Raw genomic sequence first — 21984 nt, 5'->3', positions numbered from 1 at the left:
GTGTCTTTCCTCCATTGGTAAGGCAGAGCCTGCGACCTGCGACCCTGTTGTGGGCGAGGACAATCGGGGTGCGGCTAGTACGCCGCCTGGCTGTTCTGTTCCGTGTGGGCGGGCGACGGATGCCGGTGCGTGGCCTGGTACTCCAGCATCGCGTCGAGCGTGGCCGTGCGATGCGCGCGGGCTGCCAGCTCGATCTCGAGCGAATCTGCCCCGCCCTCGATCAGCTGCAGCAGGGCTTCGTGTTCCTGCACAGACGCCCGTGAGCGGCCGGGGACGAAACTGAAGCTGGAGTCGCGCAGCACCGTCATCCGGTTCCAGCCGCGGTGCACGAGGTCGAGAATGTGCGGGTTCGGGCATTCTTCGAAGAGCACGGAATGGAACTCGAGGTTGAGCTCGGTGAACCGGCGCGGATTGAAGTCGTCGAGGCAGGCGATCATCTGCTCATTGATCGCCCGCGCCCGTGCGAAATGATCGATGCTGAGTGTCGGCGCAGACAGCGCGGTCGCCGCCCCCTCGACAATGCTCAGCGTCTGCATGGTGTGCAGGTATTCGGTCTCTTTGATCATCGCGACCTGGGCGCCGACGTTGCGCTCGAAGGTGACGAGGCCCTCGGCCTCCAGCAGGCGAATGGCTTCGCGCACCGGAACGACGCTGACGCCGAGTTCCTTGGCGATCTGGCCGAGCACCAGGCGGAAGCCGGGGACGAAGCGCCCGTCGTTGATACGCTCGCTGATCCACTGGTGGGCGAGCTGGGCTTTGCTGAGGGTGGCCATCATTCGCCCGTCCATTCGAGGTAGCGCTTCTTCCAGGCGGCGTTCAGTGGGAACAGGCCGTCGACGGCTTCACCGGCTGCGACCATCTTCGCGACGAAGGTCTCCTCGCGCTCCTGAATGATCGCGGCGTCGACGACCTCCTCAACGAGGGCCGGGGGAATGACGATGACACCGTCGCCATCGCCCACGATCACGTCGCCGGGTTGGATTGCCGCTCCGCCGCAGCCGATCGTGACGTCGGTCTCCCACGGCACATGACGACGGCCGAGCACTGAGGGGTGCGGGCCTTGGGAGAAGGTCGGGATGTCGAGGGATGCCACGATGTCGAAGTCGCGCACGCCGCCATCCGTCACGATTCCGGCCGCCCCGCGCACCTGGCCGCGCAGCGCGAGCACGTCACCGACGGTGCCGGTTCCGCGCTCGCCACGGGCCTCGATGACGAGCACCTCCCCGGCGTTGACGGTGTCGAACGCACGCTTCTGGGCGTTGAACCCGCCACCGTGCGACTCGAACAGGTCTGGGCGGAAGGGGATGAAGCGGAGGGTGCGGGCGCGGCCGACCATCTTCACGCCCGTCTTGTTGGCTGTGACGCCGTCAATCGAGACATCGTTGTAGCCGCGCCGGCGCAGTTGCACGCTGAGGGTGGCGACACCGACGCTGAGGATGCGCTCGCGGAGCTCTGGGGTGAGTTCGAATGCGGCGGATGGCTGCGGCTCTGCGAGTCCGGCGGCTTCCGCGCTGCCCCAGGCTTCGGTGCGCTGCAGGTCGTCGACGCTCGGCTTGGCGCCGAAGTCTCCGAATGGCTCGGTGCCGGCTGTAATGGTGGTGACGAGCCGGCCGGTGGTCGGGGCGCCCACTGCTGTGGGGGCATCCACTTCGACCTCGACGACGTCGCCTGGACGGGCAACGGATGACCCGGCGGGCGTGCCGGTGAGGATCATGTCGCCGGGTTCCAGCGTCATCAGCTGGGAGAGGTCGGCGATGAGCTGGCCGAAGGGAAAGAGGAGGGTGTCTGTGGTGTCTTCCTGCACCAGGGCGCCGTTGACCCAGGTGCGCACGCGGAGGGCGTCGGGGTCAATGTCACCTGCCGGAATGACGTCGGGGCCGATCGGGGTGAAACCGTCGCCGCCCTTCGATCGCACATTCGAGCCCTTGTCGGCGGCACGCAGGTCGTACAGGCCGAAGTCGTTGGCGGCGGTCACCCCGGAGACCTTCGACCAGCCGTCGGAGGGGGAGACGCGGCGGGTGCGCTCGCCGATGATGAGTGCGATCTCGCCTTCGTAGGCGAGAAGCTCTGTGCCGGCCGGCTGTTCGAGACTGTCGCCGCTGGCCGCCATCGAGGAGCTCGGCTTGAGGAAGTACGACGGCTGGGCGGGGATGCGTCCACGCTGTTCGGCGCGGGAGCGATAGTTCAGGTGGACGGCAATGATCTTGCGCGGTGTGGTGAAGATCCGCGGTGTGGTGAAGGTCTCTGCGCTCATGACATCCTCGTCGGTCGTTGTATCGCAAATAATATACGATCTGGCGTTCAGTGCAAGAGGACGGACGTTGTCCTCGTTGATCGAGGAGGCCGGCGTGATGCGTCGCGCGCATCGAACGCAGTTGCGCGGTAGTTGCAACATGCGCATAGCTGCGTTCAACCCGCGCAGCTCGAAGTTCGTTGATCGAGGAGGCCGCCAGGCCGTCTCGAGATCGCTGCTCGCTGGCGTACGTTCCTCAATCAACGGAGGTCGTAGTCCTCGCTGGCGCTCGTTCCTCGACCAACACGAGGGAGCTAGTTCGTTCCCGTCGCGTGCGCATAGATCTCGAGCTGGTGCGGCGCCATCACCGTGCCGGAGATGCGGCAGTCGAGCAGATAGACGCCGTCTGCGCCCGAGCCCAGCCACTGCTCGAACGCGTCGAGGTCGTCCAGCGAGTTGATGATGTCACCGTGGCCGCCGAGAGCACGGGAGAGTGCCGCGAAGTCCGCCCGCTCGATCATCATCGGACGGGTGTCGAGGCCCATGCGTCCGTACAGGTGGATCTCCGCGCCGTAGGCGGCGTCGTTCCAGACCACGATGACGCCACGTCGGGTGGAGCGGATGACGGAGTCGAGATCAGCCAGTGCCATCAGGCCGCCGCCGTCGCCTGTCGTGACGACGAGCAGGGAGTCTGGCAGTGCCGTCGTCGCGCCAACGGCGCTCGGAAAGCCGAGGCCGATGGTCTGGTAGGCGGCGCCGACCATCATCATCCGGTTCGGGGCTGCGACCGGCCAATAGGTGTTTGCCCAGCCAATGAAGTGCCCGCCATCGGAGACGACAACGCGGTCGTCGGGGAGCAGCTCGGCCAGGCGTGTGGCGACGCGGCGTGGGTCGAGCAATCCGTCTGGCAGGCTCTCCTCGCCAGCGTGGCGCTGCTGAAAAGACCCGGAGGTGAATCCGGCAACCGATTCGCGCCAGCCGGATGCCGGGGCATCGATGGAGGCGAGCGCGGCCACGATCGCCTCGACGGTGAGGCGCGCGTCGCCGACGATCAACGAGCCGACCAGCGGATGCCGCACCTCGGCCACATCGTCGATGCGAATGACGATTGCGTCGGATGCCAGCAACGCGCCGAAGCTCATCGTGAACTGGTTCATGCCGGCACCGACGACGAGCACGACGTCAGCGGTGCGGACGAGGTCCATCGCCTCGTCCTGGCCGAATCCGCCGGCGACGCCGAGGTCGAAGTCCTGGTTGGGGAAGATGCCGCGGCCGAGTGCGCTGGACGCGGTCACCGCGCCGAGCGCCGCCGCGAGGTCGCCGAGGGCGTCGGCTGCGCCGGAGACCCATGCGCCGCGCCCGGCCAGGATGAACGGGCGCCTGGCCTGTGCGAGCACCGCGGCTGCGGCATCCGTTTCGACGCTGCTCGGGGCATGGGGAGCCGTGAGCGCGAGGCTGCTCGGCAGTGATTCGTCACCGGCCGTGACGGTGGCCAGGTCGTAGGGAATGGCCAGTACAACGGCGGTGCGATTGTTCAGCGCGTACTCCAGCGCCGCGATGGTCGTGCGCCCGGCGTTGTCGGCGCCGACGGTGAACGTCGTGGCGCCAACCGAGGTGGCGAGGCCGACCTGGTCGATGTCCCAGTGGCGGGGACCTCCAGTGGGCGCTTCGCCCACCACAATGACGACCGGGATGCCGGCGCGAACCGACTCGGCAAGCGCGGTCACCATGTTGGTGAAGCCGGCGCCATAGGTCGCAGTGGCCACTGCGATGCGCCCCGCCGCCCGATAGTAGGCGTCGGCAGCAGCGACGGCGGCCGTCTCGTGGCGCACGGCGGTGTACCGAACGAGCTCGGAGTGTGTGGTGAACAGCGCGTTGATGAAGTGGGCGTTTCCGTTGCCCATGACACCGAAGACGTCGGTCGCGTGGGCGGAAATGGCGTCGGCAACGCGGGTTGACACAGTGGTCATGGTGAATCCTCAACGAGTCATATGCGGGAGTGATGTCCGTATATGTCTCGCGATGCGTGTAGCCGCCGCTCAGCGCCCCTTTTCCGGGCGCGACGACCGATGGCCGTCAGACGTGATGAGTCTAAGGGGTATCGGCGGGGTATCGGTGGGTTCCTGCGGTGCTGCACCGGTCGGCAGCCCCCGAAGCGGTCATGGCACGTGCGAGGCCGCCGGTATCCTTGACGAGCGGGATTTGTCAGTCTGCACCCCGACCGGGTGATGCCTGTCCCGCACCAGTTTTCCCGCCGCATCGGCGCAGATGCCACCGTCACCTCGGAGGCCTCGCACATGCAGGGGATATTCACCGCGCACTGTGTCGTGACCCAGTGCCGCGACAGTGTGCCGCACAGCACGCCGCACGCCGCACGCCGCACGGCGCGCTGAGCCTGCGCCAGCGTGGCCTGAACCCACTGATTTTGACCTGACCCCATTTGATAGAAGGAACCGATCGATGAGAAGACGAATTGCTCTGGCCGCTGTCGCGCTTGGCGCAGCCCTGGCCACGACGCTCACCGGGTGCGCCGCAGCCGACACTGACGCCGCCGGAACGCCCACCTTCGCGATCGCGACGAACGCCTGGATCGGCTACGGCCCCTGGTACATCGCCATGGACAAGGGCTTCGACACCGAGGAAGGCGTTTCCCTCGACCTGGTCGAGATCGAAGACCCCAGCGCTTTCCGTGCCGCAGCGCTCAGCGGAGACGTTGACGGCGCCAACTTCGCCACGAGCGACTGGCTGAAGAACTTCGACAAGCTCGACATGCCTGTGGTGCTGCTGCAGGACGTCTCCACCGGCGCCGACGCCATTGTCGCCGCGGCTGGCATCTCGTCCCCGGCCGATCTCAAGGGCAAGCGCGTCGCCTACCAGACCGGCGAATTCAACGAGATCATGTTCGACACCGCGCTGAAGCAGAACGGCCTCACCCTCGACGACGTCACGCAGGTCGAGATCCCCGTTGAGCAGTCCGCCGCCGCGCTGGTGTCCGGCCAGGCCGACGCCGCCGTTATGTATGAACCGCACATCTCGGCCGCACTCGCCGCCGACCCGAGCCTCACCAGCATCTACACCGCCGGCGAGAACCCCGGAATCATCGGCGACGTCCTCGCCGTGAACTCCTCCTACCTGAAGGCGAACCCCGACGTCGTCACCGCCGTGATCAAAGCATGGGACCGCGGCGTCGCCTACCTCGCCGCCAACCCCGACAAGGGTCGTCAGATCGTAGCGGATGCCCTCGGCACGCCGATCGAAGACCTCACGTCCGCCTTCGACGGTGTCACCTACTACACGGCCGCCGACAACGTCGAACAGTTCTCGAATGACTTCCCGAACGTGACAGCCCCGATGATCCTCGACGCTCTCAAGGCGACCGGCCAGATCACGTCGGAGCCCGATCTCGCGAAGGCAATCAACACGAGCTTCGCCCAGTCAGCGCTCAAGTAGGTCACGCCATGGCAGCGCAACGCACCCCTGGGAACCTGTTCCGGCTCGACGGCACGATCTCCGCGCGCACCTACACGGCAGTCGCTGTCGCGATGTTCGTGGGTGTGGGGCTGGTCTGGTGGGCGATCTCGGCCTCTGGCATGGTCAAGTCGATTTTCCTGCCGAGCCCAGGTGCCGTCGCCGTGCGGCTTGGCGAGCAAGTGGCCAACGGCCAGCTCATGGCCGACATCGGCATCTCTGTGCTGCGCATCATGGGTGCGTTCCTCGTGTCGGCGGCCCTCGCGTTGCCGCTTGGACTTCTGATGGGCCGCATCCGCTTCTTTGAGGCGCTGCTCGTGCCGATCACCGAGTTCATTCGATATATGCCGGTGGTGGCATTTACGCCGCTGACGATCGTCTGGGTGGGCGTCAGCGAGTTGCAGAAGCTCGTGCTGATCTTCATCGGCACCTTCTTCGCCCTGCTGCTGATGATCATGGACAACGTGCATCGCGCCCCGAAGGAGTTCGTAGAGAGCGGGCGCACCTTCGGCATGTCGGAGTCACGCATTCTCTGGCGCATCGTGTTTCCCGCCGCAGCTCCGACGATCTGGGATTCGTTCCGGCTTGCGCTCGGCTGGTGCTGGACCTGGTTGGTCCTCGGCGAACTGCTGGCAGCGACCTCCGGCCTTGGCTACCGCATCACCCTCGGTCAGCGCTTCCTCGACACCGACCTCATCATCGGCTACATCCTGGTGCTCGGTCTGCTCGGGCTCATCACCGACCAGCTCATGCGCCTGGCCGGCCGCCTTATGTTCACCCACGCAAAGTAAGCGAGAAGCGGATGTCCATCCAACTCGACAACATCGGCATGCGGTTCGGCAGCGGCGACACGGCCGTCTGGGCCGTCAAGGACGCCTCGCTGACGATTGAGAAAAACCAGTTCGTCTCCATCGTCGGCACCTCTGGCTGCGGCAAGAGCACCCTGCTGTCTGTGGTCGGCGGGCTGCTGAGTCCAACGGATGGCACGGCATCCGTCGATGGCCAGCCGATCATGAAGCCCGGCCTCGACCGTGGCATGGTCTTTCAGAACTACAGCCTGTTCCCGTGGCTGACGGCGCAGCAGAACATCGAGTTCGTGCTGAAAGAGACGGGCACCAGCCGCTCCGCCGACCGCGCAGATCGCGCCCGCGAAATGCTCGCGGCCGTCGGGCTGGCCGACTTCGCCGACAAGTATCCGTCGGAGCTTTCCGGCGGCATGCGGCAGCGGGTCGCCATTGCCAGGTCGTTGTCGTACCGGCCTTCGATCCTGCTGATGGATGAGCCGTTCGGCGCCCTCGACGCCCTCACCCGCGGGCTCATGCAGGAACTGCTCGTGAAGATCTGGGAGCAGTCCGACCTCACGGTGCTGTTCATCACACACGACATCGCAGAGGCGGTGTTCCTCTCCGACCGCGTGCTCGTGATGACGAACCGGCCGGGCAGCATCAAGGCCGACATCTCCATCGACCTGCCACGGCCACGCACGGAAGACCTCATCCGCTCCCCGGAATTCGGAGAGTTGGAGTACGCCGTGCTCGAACAGATCAAGGCAGAATCCCGGGCGGCTGAGCACCTGGCACCGGCGGCGGCACACACGTCGCTGCCGGCCTGACCCGCCCTGCCCGCCTGACCCGCCTGGCCCTTCGACCGGTCTGGCTGCCGCGCTCATCCACTCTGGGTGATGTGTCGGCGCCAGCCAGCCGATAGCGTTCCGTACTGCCGTGCCGGTATGGCCGACGCTGGACGGAGGTCGCCGATGAATGGGGAACTCACCGCGATCATCGGCGGCATTGTCATCCTCATTGACTTCGCCATTCGCATCGCCGCGCTCATCATCGTGCCGCGGGATCGTAAGCCAACCGCGGCGATGGCGTGGCTCCTCGCCATCTTCCTCATCCCGTTTATCGGCATCATCCTGTTCCTGATCATCGGGAGTCCGAAACTGCCGAAGAGGCGGAAGGAGAAACAGGACGAGCTGAACCAGATCATCCAGCAACGCGCCGCCGGTCTCGACCTGGTCGGCGACCGCTCGAGCTGGCCGGTCTGGTTCGCCTCCTTGGTGCGCCAGAACCAGGACCTGGGGTCATTGCCCGCGGTCGGCGGCAATACCGCGACGCTCATCGGTGACTACCAGGCGTCGATCGATGCGATGACCGCCGAGATCGACACAGCAGAGCGATTCGTGCACGTTGAGTACTTCATCGTCTCGTTCGACGCCACGACGAAGGGGTTCTTCGCGGCGCTCGAACGGGCGGTGCAGCGTGGCGTACCCGTGCGGCTGCTAGCCGACTATGTGGCATCTCGTCGTGCGGTCGGCAGCAAGGAGACGTTCGCAGAGCTCGACCGCATCGGGGTGGCCTGGCACTACCTGCTGCCGGTGCGTCCGTTCAAGGGGGAGTACTCGAGGCCAGATCTCCGCAACCATCGCAAGATCGTCGTCGTGGACGGTCGGGTGGGCTACATGGGCTCGCAGAACCTCACCGACCGCAGCTACAACACGAAGAAGAATCTGGCGCGCGGCCTGCAGTGGCAGGAACTGGTGGCCAGGGTCACCGGGCCGACCGTGACGGCGATGAACGGCGTGTTCCTCTCCGACTGGTATTCGGAGACCGACGAGCTGCTGCTCGGCCCTGACGCGAACGTGCCAGCTGTTGAGGTGCCGGCCGATCCGTCGCCGGATGCGCTCGACTGCCAGGTGGTGCCGAGCGGGCCCGGCTACGACGGGGAGAACAACCTGCGCCAGTTCCTCACCCTGGTCACCTCCGCCCAGCGCAAGGTGATTATCACGAGTCCCTACTTCGTGCCAGATGAGGCGATGATGTACGCGATCACCTCCGCCTGTCACCGAGGCCTGGATGTGCAGTTGTTCGTCTCTGAGATCGGCGATCAGGGCTCCGTCTGGCATGCGCAGCGGTCGTACTACGGGCCATTGCTCAGGGCGGGAGTGCAGATCTGGCTGTACCCGGCGCCGTTCATCCTGCACTCGAAGCACCTCTCGATCGACGACGACGTTGCCGTGATCGGATCGAGCAATATGGACATCCGCTCATTCGCCCTCAACTCAGAGGTGACCTTGCTGGTGCGCAGCGCGTCGTTCGTGCAGCAGATGCGAGCCGTCGAACAGAGCTATCGCGATGCCGGGCGGCAGCTCACGCTCGACGAGTGGGAGAAAGAACCCGCCTCTGCGACGTTCCTTGACGGCGTCGCCCGCCTCACGTCGGCGCTGCAGTAGTCGAGCTGGCTGCCCGCCCAACCCGCTACTGGGCTGAGTCGTCACTGGGCTGAATCGTCGCGCGCCGGCGGATGCAGCGTTCCCCGATGAATCTCGAAGGCGCGTGAATGTCCAGGCGAATGTGGGTCGTCGATGATGGGCTGGTCGGCCATGAATAAGCGGATGACGTGGGCAAGCTCGCCCGGATGGCTGAAGTTGATCGCATGCGCGGCTCCCTCGATCAGGACCACGAGCACATGGTTGTCGGTCTGGCCGGCAATCTCGCGAATGCGCGTCGGACCCGGCATCAACGGATCCCGGTTGCCGATGACCACGAGCGTCGGAATGTTGAGGGCCAGCAGCCGCTCGAGCGACGGGTATTGGGTGAGTGCGCGGAACATCCTGACGGTGCTGGGCACGCCGAACCGCAGGTAGTCGGGGGTGGCCACGGTGATCATTTGGGGTGGTTCACGCCTGCCGTCGCGGGCCAGCTGTCCGACGGCGCGACGCAGCGGCTGGTTGTGCAGCCCTCCGGCCGGCGAGACGAGCACGGCGCGATCGATGCGGTCTGGATGGCGGTAGGCGAACTCGCAGATGACCGGGCACCCCATCGAGTTGCCGACCAGCGTCGCCGACTCCACCTGGCGATCGTCGAGAAAGCGGGCGGCCGCATGTGCGAGGTCGGGGACATCGAGCGGGTCGCGCGGCTTGCCGCTTCGGCCGAACCCCGGGAGGTCTGGCACGAAGGTGTGAAACTCGTCGGCGAGGCGTTCGGCCGTGGGCAGGAGGTAGCGCCCGGAGAGTCCGAACCCGTGCAGGTGCAGCATGGCAGGGGCATCTGGGGCCAGAGCCTCAGGCCTGTCAGTCGCAGCCGGAGCAGCCGCAGTAGCAGCCGGACCCGCAGGAATAGCAGCCGGAGCAGCCGACCGATCGGGCGACTCCCGGTAGAACACGTCGATGCCGTCGATGGTGGTCCAGCGCTCAGCCAGCGACGACGCAGGATGCTTCGGCGTCATCCGGGCCCGATACTGCGCTCCCGTCGCCCCGCTCCAACGTGCTGGCATCCGCTCTCTCCTATCGTCGGAGGCATCCGCTCCTGACGGTGTCACCGGCAGAGTGCGAAGTCAATCCCTTGGAATCGGGGGATTCGCCGCGTCCGCTATGGCGAACCGCGCCCGCTGTAGCGGGCGCAACCAGCCACACCGGGCGCGGTCGTCGGTTGGGACGCCCGCCAACCCGTCTCGATACCCTGGCTCCGATAGCATGGGGCGAATTCACAGGTCGCCAGCATCATGTGCCGTCGGGAGACGTGACCACCACCGAGCTGTGACCACCACCAAAGGGAGCGACGTGTACGAAGTGCTGGGCAGCCTGCTGCCGCTTGCCCTGGCGGTATCGCTCAGCCCGTTCCCCATCATTGTGACCGTGCTGATGCTGCTGGCGCCGCGAGCCAGGATCAACAGCGTGATCTTCCTGCTCGGCTGGATCATCGCAGTGACCGTCGTCATCACCGTGCTGACGGTCGTCTCGACGTACATAGAGCAGTCGAACCCTGATGCGCCCAACCCGGCGGCCGGCGTGGTCCGCATCGTGCTCGGCGCTGGGTTGCTGTTTCTCGCGCTCCGGAAGTGGCAGAAACGGCCGGCACCTGGGGCGGAGGTGGCGCTCCCCTCATGGATGTCCTCCATCGACAAGACGACGCCGGGCCGGAGTCTGGTGACCGGTCTCCTGCTGGCCGGTGCCAACCCGAAGAACCTGCTGCTGACCGCCGCTGCCGCCGTCTCGATCGGCACCGGCGACCTGACGCAGGGGCAAGCGATCGGCGCAATCGCTTTCTACACAGCTGTCGCATCGATCACGGTGGTGCTGCCCGTGCTTGGTTACGCGATTTTCCACGAGCGGATGACGACGCCGCTCGAGACGATCCGCGACTGGCTGGTGCGGAACGAATCCGTGCTGATGGGAGTGCTGTTGCTGGTGTTTGGATTCGTGGTGATCGGCAACGGAATCAGCAGTTTCTAGACGGCCACAGCGTAAGACCGGTGCGTACAAACTGCTCTCTGCGGTCCGGCGCCGTCTCTGCCCGATAACATTGGTTCGTGAACACCCTGGATATCCTCGAAAACCTCGCGGAAATCCTGTCGTGGATCGGGTTGGTAGTTGGCGGCCTGTGCTTGATCAGCCTGGTCATCATGCAGGCGGCCGCAGGGCGGTGGATCGAAACGGATGCCGTTGTCATCGACTCCGCTGGCGAACCACGGCTGCGCTGGATGTCGTCAGAGGGCCTGCACGAGCACGCAATTCACGAGGGTGACCGCCGCGAGTTCCAGTCGGTCGATGGCATCCCTGTGTATTACAGCGCCCGCAACCCACACCGTTATCGCTTCGAGCGGATCGGCCACGGCGAGAAGCTGATGCGCCTGCTCACCTGGCTGTTCCTGGGCATCGGTACTGTTGCCCTGATCGTGTCGATCGCGCTGATCTTCGTTCCCACTGGCGACTAGAGCGGGGCGCAGGACGGCAGCGGTGCCTAGCGCCGGGAGAACTCCGACGCTGCGTGGATCTGCTCCGCACTCGGGCGCACGCCGGTATAGCGCTCGAACTGCTCCGCAGCCTGCAGGGCGATGACTTCGGCGCCCGTGATCACCGGCTTGCCCGCCGCGCGAGCCGCCATGATCAGGGGAGTCTCAACGGGGAGTGCGACGACGTCGAAGACGGTTGTTGCGGCCTGGATTGTCTCAAGCGGATACGACAGCTCATCGGCCTCTGCACCGCCGGCCATTCCGATCGGTGTCACATTGATGATGAGAGGCGCAGACTCATGGTCGGGGTTGGCAATCCAGCGGTAGCCGAGTTCCTGTGCCAGCGCCCTTCCTCGCCCCTCGTTCCGGGCGATGAGTGTGCCGTGTTCGAATCCAGAGTCGCGAAGTGCTGCCCCCACGGCCTTGGCCATGCCGCCGCTGCCGCGAAGCAGGAACGGGGTTGACGGATCGATGTCGTGGTCGCGGATGAGCGATGCGGCCGCGATGTAGTCGGTGTTCGAGGCCCGCAAGACGCCATTGTCATTCACGATGGTGTTCACCGACTGGATGGCTGTCGCCGAGGCGTCGATGTCGTCAACGAGGGCGATCACGTCTTCCTTGAACGGCATCGACACCGAGCAGCCGCGAATGCCCAATGCGCGAACTCCGCCGATCGCCGCGGCGATGTCTGTGGTCGTGAACGCCTTGTAGATGAAGTCGAGGCCCAGCTCGTCGTACAGGTAGTTGTGGAAGCGCGTGCCGAGATTGCTGGGACGGGCCGCCAGCGAAATGCAGAGTGCTGTGTCTTTACTGAGTTGAGGCTTCATAACTCAACTCCACACCAGGATGCTGACACCGGCGACGGCGGATGCCGCCGCAAGTACCAGCGCGATGGCCACGAGCACGCGGTGCACGGTCAGGAACGTCGTGGGGCGGCCTGCGTCGTCGCGGGCGCGGGGGTCATTGGCGACGCGAGTATAGAAGCGGGGCCACGCCACCACATTGAACACGGCATTCAAGAACAGGATGAGGGCGATGGCGATAGTCATTGTGCATCAAGCCTACGGTCAGCACTGACCGCGGCTGGATGCACGGCTTATTCGAATTGCGGCCCGCGCGACGACGGATGCGGCGCTTCGGCGAGCGTGGCTTCCTCAATGTGCAGCCCGGTTGCGGAGTTCGCAGACGTGACCATGGTTTCCAACCACTCCCGGTCAATCGCGGGTGGTCGGCTGCCAGAGAATCGAAAGTGCAGATCTGTGCTCGGGCTGATCCATACCGTGCTCCGGCCATAACCGACATTGGCGCCGTCGCTCCAGGTCAGCGCGAATGACTCTCGTCGCCTGAGTTTCGAGATCACGACGATCTGGATATGAGCCAGCACCCGATCATCAAGATCGATTGCGGTGCGAGCTGCTCCATAAAACAAAGTACCCATGGTTCCACCGTTCCCCAAAACTGCCGCAAGGAGTCCATTGGCGCCAGCATAGTACCCCGCAAACGGGGGCGGAGAAAGGGATTTGCATGCGGTGGCTGCCGAACTACTTTGGGGGGATGAAAGCGGTCCAGTTCGCGCGGGAGGACCTGTCGGTGACGGGCTTCGAACCGGCGTACCAGGTGAACCTGTATGACAGGGAACCACGGGAGCCGGCGGGCACGAACGACGCACCAGAGGAGTGGCGGATCACGGGCGCGAAGGACGCCGATGAAGTCCTGCGTTGGGTGCATGAACGCAATCCGGCAGTCTTCACGGTATTCGCCGAGATCTGCGATGTGGATGGTCTTCGGTACCTGGCGTTCGTAGCGGGATTCCGTCCATCCCGCGAAATGCGGGGCCTCCCTGCACGTATCTGACTCAAGCGAGCACGTACGCTTGAGTCATGAGCGAAACGCATGTCTCCGGCAGAAAATCGGTCCTTCCTGCAGTGTGTGACATTGTGCTGATCCTGGTGTTCGTCGTGATCGGGCGGGGCAGCCACGACGAGACGTTCAGTATCGCCGGAGCGTTCACGACAGCGTGGCCGTTCATCGTCGGTGCGGCGATCGGCTGGCTGGTCATGCGGGCGTGGCGCGCGCCACGCCGTGTGGTGTGGACCGGCATCGGTATCTGGCTGGCCACTGTCGTGGTGGGGATCGTGCTGCGAGCGGTCAGCGGTCAGGGTGTTCAGCCCAGCTTTGTGATCGTCACCGCGATCGTTCTCGGAATCTTCCTGATTGGCTGGCGTGGAATCGCCGCCATCGCGACCAAGGCCGCCACAGCCCGCACCGCGGTGTAGGCGCCGTCAGCTCACCCTTCAGGTCCGCACGCCCTGCAGTCCGCGCACATCCAGCCCGGGTAGTGACCGGGCTAGAGACCCTGTTCCACCATGTCGATCAGGCGGGTGACCAGGTGGTCGACCACCGGTTCAGGCAGCACACGCAGCGGACCATCGATCAGCAGCGTGGCCAGGCCGTGCACTGACGACCAGGCCAGGAACTCTGCGCCCTGCCGTCGTTCGGCGGGCAGGCCGCCTTCGGCAGCGAGGCCGTCGATGGCGTCGGTGAGCAGTTGGAAGGGTGTGCGCCCCGAGTGGCCGGCCCTGTCCGCGCTCGTTGCGCTCTCCAGGTCGGACGAGGCGGAGAACGCTGTCTGGAAGAGCCCAGGCTCCGCGCGGGCGAAGTTGAGGTAGCCGACGCCGACCCCTCGCAAGCGCAAGCGAGCCTGTGAGAGGGGATCGGCAGCATCCGGTTGCCGCGCCTGCTCATCTTCGATGGCGATGGCCACGTGGGCCTGGCAGGCCGAACAGACAGCGTCGAGCAGTGCCCTGTGGTCGGCGAAGTGTCGGTAGGCGGCGTTGGGGGAGACGCCGGCGCGGCGCGTGGTTTCGCGCAGGACGACGGCCGATGGCCCGCCTTCGCGTGCCAGTTCGAGACCGGCGGCGATCAAGGCCTGGCGAAGGTCACCATGCCGATACGTCTCGCGACCTGAAATCTGCCGAACCGTTGTCAAATGCCTGCCCGCCTCGTACGATAAAACCTCATAATGTGTACAACGTCCACATGAGTGTAACTCTCAACGGACTCTCGCGCAGTGGCTCCCCGACTCCCGCACAGTTGTCGCTGCGGCGCGGCCACAGCGGCATCAATTTCAGACAATAGATATCAGGCAGCAGACATAGCGAAGGACATTCGCATGAGCATTGTTGAAGCGACAGGACTGACCAAGACCTACAAGTCAAAGAGTGGCCCTGTGCATGCGTTGGCCGGCCTTGACCTCAGCGTGCCACAGGGCACGGTGAAGGCGATGCTGGGCCCGAACGGAGCGGGCAAGACCACCGTGGTCAAGATGCTGACCACACTGATCAAGCCCGACGCAGGGCGAGCGTCGATCGACGGCCTCGACGTGGTCGAGCATCCGAAAGAGGTGCGGCGCATCATCGGGGTCTCCGGGCAGTACGCGGCCGTCGACGAGAATCTCACCGGCTTTGAAAACCTGGAGATGGTGGGCCGGCTTTATCACCTGAGGGCGGCGACCGCGAGACGTCGGGCGCAGGAACTCATCGACATGTTCGAACTGACCGCCGCTGGGAACCGGCCGGTCAAGGGGTTTTCGGGAGGTATGAGGCGCCGCATCGACCTCGCCGGCGCGCTCGTCATCAATCCCAAAGTGCTCTTTCTCGACGAGCCGACGACAGGGCTCGACCCGCGCAGTCGGCTCGCGCTGTGGGACGTCATCACCGACCTGGTCAACAACGGCACGACGGTGCTGCTCACCACGCAGTACCTCGAAGAGGCCGACCAGCTGGCCGACGATATCGCCGTGATCGACGACGGCCGCATCATCGCCGAGGGGACCTCTGACCACCTCAAGGCGCAGATCGGTGGGCACCGCCTCGTCGTTGCCCTCGTCGACGCCGCTGACAGTGGGGCAGCGCTTGGCGTACTCGCCAGGTATGGGGACGGTGAACCAACGCTCTCCAGTGACGGGCGTGGCATCGAGGTTGCGGTGACCAACGGGCCGCGTGCCCTGCAGTCGGCGTTGGCCGACCTGGGGGACGCGGGAATTCCACTGCATGACGCAGGCATGCGCCGGCCAACGCTCGATGATGTCTTCCTCAAGCTCACCGGGCACAAGGCAGACAAGGCAACAGAGCAGGACGAGGAAAAGGAACTGGAGAAGACCCGATGAGCACTCTCACCGCTCCCATCGACCGTGCGCCATCCTTCAACCCCTTCGCGCTCTGGTATTCGGATGGCTGGACCGTCACCAAGCGCAACCTCTACAAGCTCAAGCGCTCACCCGACATGCTCGTGTTCGCCGTGATCCAGCCGATCATGTTCGTGCTGCTCTTCAGCCAGGTGTACGGGGGCGCGATCCAGGTTCAGGGCTCCGACTACACCCAGTTTCTCCTGGCCGGCATTTTCGCGCAGACCGTCGTGTTCGGCTCGACCTTCTCGGGGGCGGCCATGGCACAAGACTTGCAATCGGGCATCATCGACCGCTTCCGCAGTCTGCCGATGAGCTCGTCTGCGGTGCTGATCGGACGCACGAATAGCGACCTGGTGCTCAACACCATTTCGATGGCCATCATGATGCTGACCGGCCTGCTCGTCGGCTGGCGTGTCAACTCGTCGTTCCCGGAGTTCCTGGCCGGGACCGCCCTGCTCCTGATGTTCGGCTACGCGTTCAGCTGGGTGATGGCATTGCTCGGCATGAGCGTGGCCAGCCCAGAGGTGATCAACAACGCTTCATTCATCATCCTGTTCCCGATCACTTTCGTGTCGAACGCCTTTGTGCCGCTCGACACCATGCCGGCCGTGCTGCAGACTATCGCGGAATGGAACCCGGTGTCCGCGCTCGTGCAGGCGGCCAGGCAGTTGTTCGGCAACCTGGGCACGGCTCCTGTTCCGGATGTCTGGCCCCTCCAGAACCCGATCATCACGGTCGTGGTTGGCATCGTCATCATGCTTGTCGTGTTCGTGCCGCTGTGCATCAGGAAGTTTGCAGCGATCAGCTCACGATGAGGCATCCGCTTAAAACACGTGAACAGAAGGAGCACATCATGGCCACCAGCGATCTCGGGTTTGTGCACGGTTACAGTGCATTCGCCGTTAGAGACATCGACGCGGCGAAGGCGTTCTACGGCGATGTCCTTGGGCTGAAGGTCAGCGATCGGATGATGGGACTCATCTCTGTGCAGCTGCCGGGCGGCACAGAGGTTCTCGTCTACCCCAAGCCAGACCACATCCCGGCGACGTACACGATCCTCAACCTGGAGTCCAACGACATTGACCTGTCTGCAGACGAGCTCACCGCTCGGGGTGTCGAACTCCTGCGCTACGAGGGGTTCGAGCAAGACGACACGGGCATCGCCAGGGGCAATGGCCCGTCAATCGCCTGGTTCACCGATCCGTCTGGGAACATCCTGGCGGTGTTGCAGGAGTCGTCCTCCAGCTCATAGGTCCGCGCCCGAACACCCTGAAGCCTTGAGGAGACCAGTATCGCTTCCCTAAGGTGAGCGCATGCCTCCCTACGACGTGAAGCGCGACCTCAAGCAGCTGTACGCCCCATCCAACCGAGACTGGGAGCTGCTCACGGTGCCGCCGCAGCGGTTCATCGCCGTCGACGGTGAGGGCAACCCAAACACGGCGCCCGCCTATGTCGAGGCTGTCGAGGCGCTCTACGGCGTCGCGTACACCGTCAAATTCGCCTGCAAGCGTGAGTCACCCGACCGCGATTTCGTCGTTGGCCCGCTCGAGGGCCTCTGGTATGCCGCTGACATGTCGGTCTTCACCGTCCGCGCCAAGGAGCTCTGGAGCTGGACCATGCTGATCACCCAACCCGGCTGGGTAACGGATGCCATGATCGCCGACGCGCAGGCGACCGTCCGTTCCAAGAAAAAAGGGTCGGCCGCCCTCGATCGACTCCGGATCGTGAATCTCGACGAAGGTCTTTCAGCCCAGGTGCTGCACATCGGCTCCTACGACGAGGAGGCACCGACGCTCGCGCGCCTGCACGACGAGTTCATGCCCGGACACAATCTGGAGCCGACCGGTCACCACCACGAGGTCTACCTCGGCGACCTCCGCAAGACGGAGCCGGCCAAGCTGAAAACGGTGGTGCGGCAGCCGGTCGCTGTGCGCGCGTAGCCTCAGCGGCTCCCGCGGCGCTTGTTGCGCGAACTCGACGCCGTGCGAACGCGACCGGGCGCGAGGCCTGCCTTCTTCTTGGGCTGGGCAGGCTTCTTCTTGGCTGCGGCCTCGCGTGCTTCCTTGGCGGCGGCCTTCGCTTTTGCGGTCGCTTTCACTTTTTTTACGGGTTCTCCGCGTACCACGACGGTCTCGCTGCGTGAGCTGGCCGCAGAGCGACCCCGCACGATCCCGATGAACTCCTCGACGTCATCCGTTGTCTTGGCCGTGGGCCATGCCAGCGCGATCTGGGTGTCGGCGACGCCGTCGACCGGACGCGAAATGACATCTTTTCGGCTGTGCAGGCGGGCGAGCGAGTGCGGAAGGATGAGGATGCCGACCCCGGCAGCCACCTGCTCCATGGCCTCATCGAGGTCACGCATCTTCGGTAGCTCGCGACGGGTTCCGTCGGCGATCTCGGTGGCGATGTCACGCCATTCCGGCAGCTCATCAGGGTTTTGCAGCAGGTGCTCACCGGCGAGATCTCCGATGGCGACGGTCTCCGCCGCGGCAATGGCATGGTCTTTGGCGGCGACGACCACGGGGATCTCGTCGTAGAGCATGATGACGCTCAGGCCATCGCGCTCGATGGGCAGGCGAACGAAGCTGACGTCAGCACGTTCGTCCAGAAGGACCCCTGTCTGTTCACCGGGTTCGGTGCGAAAGACCTCAAGGGGTGTGTCTGGGAATCGATCGGCCCAGATCCGTGTCCACTTCGTGGGGGTTACACCCGCGACGAAACCGATTGAAAAGCTCATCGGCATCCTTTCTCAGGCGTCATCTCGCCAATGCGGCGGTACTCTCAGGCTATACGCTGGAGGGATGACCTCGGAAAAGAAGACCCAGACCATGAAGCCCGCCACGGCGGCACAGAAGCTCGGGATTCTGCTTCAGGCAGCCCCAGAGGAATTCCAGAACAACCTCATCACCCGCGACGCCGTTGCTGAACTGAACGAGAACCCGCCGGAGTGGCTCGTCGATCTGCGCGCCAACGGCCCGCACCCCCGCCAGGTTGTCGCCGCCAAGCTCGGCGTTTCAATCTCAGGGCTTGCCCGCGCTGGCGTTGACGAACCGCTCACCACCGCCGAGATCAAGGAACTGCTGCAGCAGCCGCCGGCATGGCTGGTGACCGAGCGTGCGACGCAGGCTGAGGTGCGTGCAGAGCAGATTCGCGACAAGGACGCCAAGGCCGAGAAAGCCGCCAAGAAGGAACGCGCCGCACGCGGAGCCGCCCAGCGCGCAGCGCACCGCGGCGAGTAGTACCCCAGTAGTACCGAGAGTCGCCGTTAGTACCGAGAGTCGCCGTTGCAACGGCGACTCTCGGGCGAAACGGCGATTCTTGACGGATGCCGGCGCGCTACGCCGGGTACTGCTCGCGCAGGAAGGCCACGATGTCGACCAGCTCAGGCTGGGAGATGGAGTGCGGCATCCCCTCATAAATGCGTTCGGTCAGTGTGGAGTGCGTGGGCAGCCACGCCTGGGTGCGGTTGACGGCGCTGCGCGGAATCACGGGGTCGGCCGTGCCACGCCCCCAGAACACCGGCGTGCCGAGCTCCGCCAGGCGCGCGTCACCGGGCTGTTCGCCGCCGCTGCCGACGAAACCTGACAGCTGCACGGCGAACGAGAACCGCTCCGGCGCCAGTCGCAACAGCTGCAGAGCCATGGCGCCACCCTGCGAGAACCCGAGCAGTCCAACGGATGTCGGCTGCACCTCCTGCGCGTCAAGCCAGTCGAGCACGCCACGGGCTGCGGCGTCGATGGCGGTTGTGTCGGGATTCCCCGGCTCACTGATCGGGAACCACGCCCACCCCTGGCCGGCGGGAAGGGGCGCACGAAGCGCCGCGAGCACCGGTTCGAGCGGCAGGTGCGGCGCGAGCGAGAACAGGTCGCCTTCGTGCGAACCGAAGCCGTGCAGAATCAGCAGGAGGGGCCGCCCGACGCGGTCAGCGCCACCGGCGGACCAGAGCACGGCCTCAGAGTCGATCGCTTCGATGCGTTCGCTGTTGTTCATGGGGGTTCTCGCCTTTCGCAGTCGAGGCAGGCGCTCGATGTCGTCAATACTTTCATGCGGCCAGAGACTTTCCCGCAGCCAGCAGTTTTACGCAGCGGCCGCTTTCCCCCCTGCTGGACAAGGACAACGCAGGGTGTGACGCGCGCATTCCGACGCGACGGCGTGCATCCGTCGCCGAGGTGGGTGAGAATGAGTGCATGAGCGTGCGCACCCCCGACCCCGATCCGGACTGGACGCCTGGCCCCGATGACGCCCCGCCGCCCAGCACAAACCCGGGCTGGCTCAGCGATTTCGAACTGGCAGAGGTGCGCCGTCGGCTGCCGCTGCTCTACGTCGAGGCCGTACCGGTGCGCGTGGATGGGCTCGGCCAGGTCGTCGAGGTTGGCGTGCTCCTGCGCGCCACTCCCGAAGGGGAAATGACCCGCACCCTCGTCTCCGGCCGCGTGATGTACGGCGAGACGCTGCGCGACGCGCTCTTCCGTCACCTCGAGAAGGACCTCGGGCCGATGGCCTTCCCGCAGCTGCCCACCAGCCCTGTGCCGTTCTCCGTCGCAGAGTACTTTCCGCTGCCCGGCTTGACGCCATTCACGGATGATCGCCAGCACGCTGTCTCGCTGGCCTACGTCGTTCCCGTCACGGGAACGTGCGACCCGCGGCAGGACGCGCTTGAAGTCACCTGGATGACCCCGGCGGAAGCCGCCTCAGAGGCCGTGTCGCTGGAGATGGTAGGCGGTCGCGGTTCGCTGCTGCGCGCCGCTCTGGCCTCTGTCGGCCTGCTGCGCTAACCAGCCCTCCCCGCTAGTCGCGGAGGCAGTTCACGGCCGTCTCGAGGCCATTCCGCGCGCTGGGCGCCCTCCGTTGGTCGAGGAGGCCGTTCACGGCCTTCTCGAGGCCATCGCGCCTGGGTGCCCTTCTGTAGCGAATACAGGATGAATCGAGCAACTGTCACCGAATACAGGACGGATCGCGCTCTCTGCGGCAACGTTTCCGGTTTTCGCGACATCGGCGGACGTGGGACGTTGCTGCGCGCCGCCCTGGCCTCTGTCGGACTGCTGCGCTAGCCAGCCCTCCCCGCTAGTCAGCCCTCCCAGCTAGCCAGCCCTCCCGGCTAGTCAGGGAGGCCGTTCACGGCCGTCTCCAGACCCGCTGCAGGGTTCGGGTTGCCGGGTCTCGAGACGTTCGCTGGCGCTCGCTCCTCGACCAACGGGTGGCCCGCTCCTCAACCACACGAAGAACGGCCCCTGATTCGGCACTGTGCGTGCAGGATCAGGGGCCGTTCTGGTTAGCGCGAGCTACGCGAGGTCAAGCGCCCCGAGGAACGTGGCGATGATGCTGTCGACGTCGATGTCGAGGGCAACCTCGACGCTCGCCCACTCTTCAGCGAGACCGTGCATGATGTCTTCGCCGGGGAACTGGCGGAGGTCGACGAGAGTCTGGCCGCGGCCGTATCCAGACAGCTGCACGCGCACGGGCCGAATCTGGGTGTGGATCGCGTCGGGGTTGACGAGGGCGCAGACCGCGCCGGCGTCACCGATCAGGCCGGTGTAGATCGAGCCGGTGTCTCCGCGACCGGCGACGCGGTTGGCGATCAGCGCGCCGACAGCGCGGCCGCGCGCCGTCTCGTGCGACATCAGAGCGGTGGCGACGGCTTCGTCAACACCCACCCGGTTGAAGACGTCGAGCCCATACATGTACGTCGGCACGCCGGAGTCGAGCACGATGGCCGCGGCCTCAGGGTCATGCCACACGTTGAACTCGGCGACGGCCGTCGCGTTTCCGACGCTGGCTGATCCGCCCATGAAGACAATGCGCTCGATGTTGTCGGCGTCATCGGGGTACTGGCGCAGCAGGAGCGCGAGGTTGGTCTGCGGGGCGAGCGCGACGAGGGTGACCGGCTGCGGGCTCTCGGCGATCAGCCGGTGCATCAGCTCGATCGAGCTGCCGGGCACCGGCATCCGCTCTGTGGCCGGCAGGTGCAGCGTGCCGAGGCCGCCTTCGCCATGAACGTGAGATGCGTCGCGGGCCGGCTCGATCAGGGGGCGGCGGGCGCCGGCGGCGACGGGAATGTTCCCGGCGCCGGCTACGTCCAGGATGCGCAGGGTGTTGTCGACAACGCGCTCCAGGGAGGCGTTGCCGGCGACGCAGCTGATTCCGAGCACGTTGATGTCGGGGTGGGCTACGGCGAACAGGATGGCGAGGGCGTCGTCTACGCCGGTGTCGACGTCGAGGATGACGGGCAGTGAGGTCATCCGCTAAGCCTAGTTTGCCGCAGGCTGCCGCCCTCGCGGCGGCTACCGGCCACGGGGCTGGCGATCAGGCTGGCGACCGCCGCGGGCCACCCATCAGGCTGGCGACCGCCACGGGGCTACCC

The 21984-nt window shown here is 65.4% G+C and carries 26 protein-coding genes; 15 read left to right on the top strand and 11 right to left on the bottom strand.

Annotation, left to right across the window (positions count from 1 at the left end; genetic code table 11):
* Positions 1-74 precede the first annotated feature (74 nt).
* From AC25Z0_RS09385 to AC25Z0_RS09375, 3 genes are all read right to left on the bottom strand, one after another.
* Positions 75-773 carry a GntR family transcriptional regulator gene (locus tag AC25Z0_RS09385; RefSeq protein ID WP_488133130.1) on the bottom strand — a complete coding sequence of 233 codons (699 nt, stop codon included), beginning with the start codon at positions 771-773 and terminating at the stop codon, positions 75-77.
* Positions 773-2254 (bottom strand): fumarylacetoacetate hydrolase family protein, encoded by a 1482-nt coding sequence (locus AC25Z0_RS09380; RefSeq protein ID WP_488132989.1) that lies wholly within the window; start codon positions 2252-2254, stop codon positions 773-775. The genes AC25Z0_RS09385 and AC25Z0_RS09380 overlap by 1 nt, the downstream gene beginning before the upstream one ends.
* 293 nt (positions 2255-2547) lie before the next feature.
* A complete protein-coding gene (locus AC25Z0_RS09375) occupies positions 2548-4203 on the bottom strand; it encodes a thiamine pyrophosphate-binding protein (protein WP_488132988.1) in 1656 nt (551 codons plus the stop codon).
* A gap of 490 nt (positions 4204-4693) precedes the next feature.
* Between AC25Z0_RS09375 and AC25Z0_RS09370 the strand changes: the two genes are divergently transcribed.
* The 4 genes from AC25Z0_RS09370 (at position 4694) to cls (ending at position 8933) form a co-directional block, all read left to right on the top strand.
* Positions 4694-5683, top strand: coding sequence for an ABC transporter substrate-binding protein (locus AC25Z0_RS09370; protein WP_488132987.1), 990 nt, complete (start codon positions 4694-4696; stop codon positions 5681-5683).
* Between the two features lie 8 nt (positions 5684-5691).
* Positions 5692-6492 (top strand): ABC transporter permease, encoded by an 801-nt coding sequence (locus AC25Z0_RS09365; protein ID WP_488132986.1) that lies wholly within the window; start codon positions 5692-5694, stop codon positions 6490-6492.
* A gap of 11 nt (positions 6493-6503) precedes the next feature.
* A complete protein-coding gene (locus AC25Z0_RS09360) occupies positions 6504-7313 on the top strand; it encodes an ABC transporter ATP-binding protein (RefSeq protein ID WP_488132985.1) in 810 nt (269 codons plus the stop codon).
* A 144-nt stretch (positions 7314-7457) separates the two neighbouring features.
* Positions 7458-8933 (top strand): cardiolipin synthase, encoded by a 1476-nt coding sequence (gene cls / locus AC25Z0_RS09355; protein ID WP_488132984.1) that lies wholly within the window; start codon positions 7458-7460, stop codon positions 8931-8933.
* Between the two features lie 41 nt (positions 8934-8974).
* Here cls and AC25Z0_RS09350 read toward each other — a convergent pair whose 3' ends face one another.
* On the bottom strand, positions 8975-9976 hold the full coding sequence (locus tag AC25Z0_RS09350) for an alpha/beta fold hydrolase (protein ID WP_488132983.1): 1002 nt from the start codon (positions 9974-9976) through the stop codon (positions 8975-8977).
* 262 nt (positions 9977-10238) lie between these two features.
* Here AC25Z0_RS09350 and AC25Z0_RS09345 point away from each other — a divergent pair, with 262 nt between their 5' ends.
* Complete coding sequence (locus tag AC25Z0_RS09345; protein ID WP_488132982.1) at positions 10239-10934, top strand: GAP family protein; 696 nt, start codon at positions 10239-10241, stop codon at positions 10932-10934.
* Positions 10935-11011: 77 nt separating this feature from the next.
* A complete protein-coding gene (locus tag AC25Z0_RS09340; protein ID WP_488120516.1) occupies positions 11012-11416 on the top strand; it encodes a hypothetical protein in 405 nt (134 codons plus the stop codon).
* Positions 11417-11442: 26 nt separating this feature from the next.
* Here the strand turns inward: AC25Z0_RS09340 and AC25Z0_RS09335 are convergent, their stop codons facing one another.
* From AC25Z0_RS09335 to AC25Z0_RS09325, 3 genes are read right to left on the bottom strand one after another with little or no spacing between them, the layout of a single operon-like run.
* The gene (locus AC25Z0_RS09335) at positions 11443-12261 is read right to left on the bottom strand and encodes a shikimate 5-dehydrogenase (protein ID WP_488132981.1); all 819 of its coding nucleotides are present in this window, start codon (positions 12259-12261) and stop codon (positions 11443-11445) included.
* Positions 12262-12264: 3 nt separating this feature from the next.
* Positions 12265-12483, bottom strand: a complete 219-nt coding sequence (locus AC25Z0_RS09330; protein ID WP_488132980.1) for an SCO4848 family membrane protein — start codon at positions 12481-12483, stop codon at positions 12265-12267.
* A 47-nt stretch (positions 12484-12530) separates the two neighbouring features.
* Positions 12531-12872: a DUF7882 family protein gene (locus AC25Z0_RS09325; RefSeq protein WP_488120519.1), complete on the bottom strand. Its 342-nt coding sequence runs from the start codon at positions 12870-12872 to the stop codon at positions 12531-12533.
* A gap of 116 nt (positions 12873-12988) precedes the next feature.
* On the opposite strand from AC25Z0_RS09325, the gene AC25Z0_RS09320 reads away from it, so the two are divergent.
* On the top strand, positions 12989-13288 hold the full coding sequence (locus tag AC25Z0_RS09320; protein WP_488132979.1) for a hypothetical protein: 300 nt from the start codon (positions 12989-12991) through the stop codon (positions 13286-13288).
* A gap of 26 nt (positions 13289-13314) precedes the next feature.
* Positions 13315-13710, top strand: a complete 396-nt coding sequence (locus AC25Z0_RS09315; protein ID WP_488132978.1) for a DUF3054 domain-containing protein — start codon at positions 13315-13317, stop codon at positions 13708-13710.
* A gap of 71 nt (positions 13711-13781) precedes the next feature.
* On the opposite strand, the gene AC25Z0_RS09310 is transcribed toward AC25Z0_RS09315, so the two are convergent.
* Positions 13782-14423 carry a TetR/AcrR family transcriptional regulator gene (locus AC25Z0_RS09310; RefSeq protein ID WP_488132977.1) on the bottom strand — a complete coding sequence of 214 codons (642 nt, stop codon included), beginning with the start codon at positions 14421-14423 and terminating at the stop codon, positions 13782-13784.
* Between the two features lie 183 nt (positions 14424-14606).
* Between AC25Z0_RS09310 and AC25Z0_RS09305 the strand changes: the two genes are divergently transcribed.
* The 4 genes from AC25Z0_RS09305 (at position 14607) to AC25Z0_RS09290 (ending at position 17563) form a co-directional block, all read left to right on the top strand.
* The gene (locus tag AC25Z0_RS09305) at positions 14607-15602 is read left to right on the top strand and encodes an ATP-binding cassette domain-containing protein (RefSeq protein WP_488132976.1); all 996 of its coding nucleotides are present in this window, start codon (positions 14607-14609) and stop codon (positions 15600-15602) included.
* Positions 15599-16438 (top strand): ABC transporter permease, encoded by an 840-nt coding sequence (locus AC25Z0_RS09300; RefSeq protein WP_488132975.1) that lies wholly within the window; start codon positions 15599-15601, stop codon positions 16436-16438. The genes AC25Z0_RS09305 and AC25Z0_RS09300 overlap by 4 nt, the downstream gene beginning before the upstream one ends.
* A 38-nt stretch (positions 16439-16476) precedes the next feature.
* Positions 16477-16875 (top strand): VOC family protein, encoded by a 399-nt coding sequence (locus tag AC25Z0_RS09295; RefSeq protein WP_488132974.1) that lies wholly within the window; start codon positions 16477-16479, stop codon positions 16873-16875.
* Between the two features lie 61 nt (positions 16876-16936).
* On the top strand, positions 16937-17563 hold the full coding sequence (locus tag AC25Z0_RS09290; RefSeq protein ID WP_488132973.1) for a GyrI-like domain-containing protein: 627 nt from the start codon (positions 16937-16939) through the stop codon (positions 17561-17563).
* Between the two features lie 2 nt (positions 17564-17565).
* On the opposite strand, the gene AC25Z0_RS09285 is transcribed toward AC25Z0_RS09290, so the two are convergent.
* Positions 17566-18360, bottom strand: coding sequence for a LysR substrate-binding domain-containing protein (locus AC25Z0_RS09285; protein ID WP_488132972.1), 795 nt, complete (start codon positions 18358-18360; stop codon positions 17566-17568).
* A gap of 64 nt (positions 18361-18424) precedes the next feature.
* On the opposite strand from AC25Z0_RS09285, the gene AC25Z0_RS09280 reads away from it, so the two are divergent.
* The gene (locus AC25Z0_RS09280; protein WP_488120528.1) at positions 18425-18862 is read left to right on the top strand and encodes a DUF5997 family protein; all 438 of its coding nucleotides are present in this window, start codon (positions 18425-18427) and stop codon (positions 18860-18862) included.
* 97 nt (positions 18863-18959) lie between these two features.
* Here AC25Z0_RS09280 and AC25Z0_RS09275 read toward each other — a convergent pair whose 3' ends face one another.
* The gene (locus AC25Z0_RS09275) at positions 18960-19613 is read right to left on the bottom strand and encodes an alpha/beta hydrolase (RefSeq protein WP_488132971.1); all 654 of its coding nucleotides are present in this window, start codon (positions 19611-19613) and stop codon (positions 18960-18962) included.
* A gap of 197 nt (positions 19614-19810) precedes the next feature.
* Here AC25Z0_RS09275 and AC25Z0_RS09270 point away from each other — a divergent pair, with 197 nt between their 5' ends.
* Together AC25Z0_RS09270 and AC25Z0_RS09265 are read left to right on the top strand one after the other, a co-directional pair.
* A complete protein-coding gene (locus AC25Z0_RS09270; protein WP_488120530.1) occupies positions 19811-20398 on the top strand; it encodes an NUDIX hydrolase family protein in 588 nt (195 codons plus the stop codon).
* Positions 20399-20542: 144 nt separating this feature from the next.
* Positions 20543-20674 carry a hypothetical protein gene (locus tag AC25Z0_RS09265; RefSeq protein WP_488132970.1) on the top strand — a complete coding sequence of 44 codons (132 nt, stop codon included), beginning with the start codon at positions 20543-20545 and terminating at the stop codon, positions 20672-20674.
* A gap of 231 nt (positions 20675-20905) precedes the next feature.
* Here AC25Z0_RS09265 and AC25Z0_RS09260 read toward each other — a convergent pair whose 3' ends face one another.
* Positions 20906-21862: a nucleoside hydrolase gene (locus tag AC25Z0_RS09260; RefSeq protein ID WP_488120531.1), complete on the bottom strand. Its 957-nt coding sequence runs from the start codon at positions 21860-21862 to the stop codon at positions 20906-20908.
* Positions 21863-21984: the final 122 nt, after the last annotated feature.

The sequence above is a fragment of the Leifsonia sp. Y862 genome (assembly GCF_057669585.1).
Note: the sequence above shows the minus strand (reverse complement) of the source record. Positions and strands in the feature narration are given on the sequence as shown.